This window comes from Mesorhizobium sp. M4A.F.Ca.ET.050.02.1.1 (assembly GCF_003997725.1).
Lineage (GTDB): Bacteria > Pseudomonadota > Alphaproteobacteria > Rhizobiales > Rhizobiaceae > Mesorhizobium.
Genome location: NZ_RZSG01000765.1, coordinates 1 through 2,861 on the forward strand (window position 1 = coordinate 1; position 2,861 = coordinate 2,861).

Below are 2,861 nucleotides of genomic sequence, written 5' to 3' on the forward strand. Positions count from 1 at the left end.
TCGCATGATGATGTGAAGAACGATAAGGGCGAGGTCGTGGAGCGCGGCAGCGCCCGGGCGATTGAAGACTTACTGACTTCGGCGCTCAATGCCTCGAACCTTCTCCTACTCACCGGTGCTGGATCGTCGTTCTGCGCGAAAAACGAAGGACCGGGCGCAAAACAGGCGCCGAGCATGCTCAAGTTGTGGGATGCCGTCGTCACGGCTGCAACGCAAGAAAGAGTCAACAAAATTGCCGCTCTTATGCCGAATGCAGGGGCGGTGGTTGAAGCGAAGAACATCGAGAAATTTCTGACGCATTGCAAAATCTATGTTGAGCTCTTCGGGGCTGAAAAGGCGAAAGACGTTGCCGACTTCATCGGCCTAGCTGAAACAACGATCGCGCGAAGTGTGGATTTCGTCGATGAAACCACGGACTTAAGCGCCCATCAGGCGATCATCCGAAAGATCGCCAGGCGAGGCGCGCGTAAGCCGCGCACTCGGATATTCACGACCAATTACGATCTCGCCTTCGAATATGCCGCTCGAGCGCTCCGCTTTACGATGATCGACGGGTTTTCCCATTCGTTGCCGCAGATCTATGATCGCGGTCATTTCGCGCACGACATCGTCAGGCGCGACGGCGGCAGGGACGGTCCTGATTACATCGAAAACGTGTTCCATCTCCACAAGCTGCACGGTTCCGTAGACTGGCGGCGCAAAGGGGCAGAGCTTATCCGTTCGAGGGCCGAAAAAGACGGGCCGGCGGCCCTGATCTACCCTCGCGACAGCAAGTACCAGGAGGCATTCGAAACGCCCTACCTCGACATGATGGCCGCCTTGCAGAGCGCTTTGCGGGAGCCCGACACCGCCGTCATCATCTCTGGTTTCGGCTTCAATGACGATCACATAACCAAGCCGATACTCGCCGCCATCGAAGCAAATATGAGCTTACGCGCCATAGTGTGCGACCTCGCTTACATCACCGACGCGGAACTCGAAACAAATGCTCACACCCTTTCCCCCGATACACCGACCCGCGCCGGGGCGAGCGCTTTTTTTGGAACATTCAAGCGGCTCATCGATATCGGCGACCAGAGACTTTCCCTTCTAAGCGGCCGCTTTGACGATCTTGCACAGGCGCTCCCCGATCTCGTCGCTCAGACAGAGCGGGAGCGTCATGTGGAACGACTCAAGATTCTGAATGAACCGTCGTCGGGATCGTGACTATGCGGAGCCTTGTCGATCCCGACCGCTATGTCGGAACCGTTACCGTTGTCAGTGCGTCGATCGCACAGGCAAACTTGCCGCAGGCAACAGCCCGTCCCGAGCGTCGTTCGCTCGCACGGGGCGCGGTCGGCGACTTCGTTTTCATCGACTGCGAAAGCGTCAAGCTTTTAGGCCGCATCATCGAAGTCAAACTGCCCGACAATGAGCGGTTGAGTGTCGAACCCGCGATGGGCAGCCCGCCGGAACCTCATCCTGTCGGCCGGATTCAGCTGCTCGCATCCGTTGACCAGAAAAACCAGAAACTTGTTCGTGGTCTGCGGGCGCATCCGCGCATCGGCGATGCGGTTTATCTCGCGCAGCCGGAACTCTTCGGGGACCTTGCCGCGAACTCGCTTTCCGGGAGCGATCAACTGTCGATCGATCTTGGCCTTTTGAGCGCGGGCGGCGGCATCCATCTAAAATTGCCGCCCGAGAAACTGTTCGGTCGGCATTGCGGCGTGTTCGGCGCCACAGGCGGCGGCAAGAGCTGGACGATTGCCGCCATCCTCGACCAGATCAAGGCGAACGGCGGAAAGTGCATTCTTTTCGATCCGACCGGCGAATTCGCAAATCTTCCATCGGTCACGAAGCACTATGCTTTCAACGAGGAGGAAGGTGCCGAGCGGGTTCATTTTCCCTACACACAGACTACGGAAGAGGATTTGTTCGCCCTCTTTCGCCCGTCTGGGCAATCACAAGGCCCTAAACTCAGGGAGGCTATGCGAAGCCTGAAACTTTTACGGGCTTGCCAGGGAATAGAACCGGAAGGCGTGGTTTTCACGGCACGAAAAACGGTTGAAAAAGCCAATCAGCCCCGCGCTCCGTTCTACAACGCGCTGGACTCGCACAGAGACGCGATAAATTCCCCGCTTTGCGACTTCCGGATAACAAGTCTTCCCGAACAGGTAACGGCGGAATGTGTCTGGTCGACGGGGAACAACACCGACAATTGGGGTGGCCCCGACAATTCGGTTGCGCACTGCGAGACCCTTGTCGCCCGCATCAAAACGCTCATCACCACGCACCAGCTCTCTTGCCTTTTTGGCACGGCGGGCCAGTCGCTGGTGCAGGTCCTCACAGATTTTTTCGCCAATGACGCGGATGACATCATCCGCATTTCGTTCCGATCGGTGCATTTCGAGCACAACACGCGCGAAATCCTCCTGAACGTCATCGGCCGCTATCTTCTCGGAGAAGCAAGGAAGGGATCATTCCGGGCGCGGCCCGTGATCGTTGCGCTCGACGAAGCGCACCAGTCCCTCGGGCGCACCGTCGGAGACGAGTATGCGAGCGTGCGGCTGGAATCTTTTGGCATTATCGCCAAGGAGGGCCGCAAATACGGGCTGACATCTATCATGGCAACGCAGCGCCCAAGGGACATCCCGCACGATGTTTTAAGCCAGCTCAGAACGCTGATCGTGCACCGCTTGACGAACGATGAAGATCGGCTGGCGGTCGAACGGTCCTGTGGCGATCTCGACAAGAACGCCGCCATGTTTATCCCGACACTCGCCCCCGGCGAAGCCATCATTGTTGGACCCGACCTGCCGGCGCCTATGCCGATCCAGATTCACGAGCCGCTTATCCCGCCGGATTCAAAAGGACCCGACTAC

At 58.0% G+C, this 2,861-nt stretch carries 2 protein-coding genes; both read left to right on the forward strand.

Annotated elements, in window-relative coordinates:
- Positions 1-1,206 (forward strand): SIR2 family protein (locus EOA33_RS30790; RefSeq protein WP_127407361.1); only part of this gene is annotated, 1,206 nt, incomplete at its 5' end.
- Positions 1,207-1,208: 2 nt separating this feature from the next.
- On the forward strand, positions 1,209-2,861 hold a 1,653-nt coding region (locus EOA33_RS30795; RefSeq protein ID WP_245482486.1), incomplete at its 3' end, for an ATP-binding protein.